The following is a 539-nucleotide window of genomic DNA, read 5'->3' as shown; positions in this document are numbered from 1 at the left end:
ACTGCTGGAATGTTGTTTTTCACATTTTTCAATTCTGTTGGACTTGTTGTACCTTCAGGACCATTGATAGATGTAACAACATTATTATTTGGAACAACTTGATCATTATCACCTTTTCCATCTGGAGTTGTGTGATATGTTACAGTACCGTCATCACCTTTAATTGGATATACTTTCTTACCATCTTTATCTGTGTAGACTACAGGTGTTTGTGCATTATTTGTAGACACTTGGTCATCTACTTTTACAGTGATAGTACGTACACCTTTATCATCTGTTTTACCAGTAACTGTAGCTGTACCTTCACCTACGAATTTCACTTCGTTAGCATTACGTACTTGATCAGAGTATTTGTTACCTTCTGCAGATACAATCCAACCTAAGTTTTGTAAATCACCTACAGTAGCTGCATTATTAGGGTTAGAGTTGCTGAAGTCAATCAAACCTGCTTTACCAACATTATCTGGTTTAGCTACTGGTTGTACATTCTCTTTCGGTTGACCATTTGGAAGTACGTCCACTGCATTATACCATTTACC

Annotated in this window: 1 protein-coding gene; it reads right to left on the bottom strand. The window is 36.7% G+C overall.

Annotated elements, in window-relative coordinates:
• The coding region (locus EO114_RS07905; protein ID WP_206168683.1) for a hypothetical protein at positions 1-539 on the bottom strand (539 nt) is incomplete at both ends.

It is taken from the genome of Veillonella sp. 3627, from assembly GCF_003992195.1.
Taxonomy (GTDB): Bacteria; Bacillota; Negativicutes; order Veillonellales; family Veillonellaceae; genus F0422.
The sequence above is the reverse complement of the archived record's forward strand: the minus strand, read 5'-3'. Positions and strand labels throughout refer to the sequence as shown.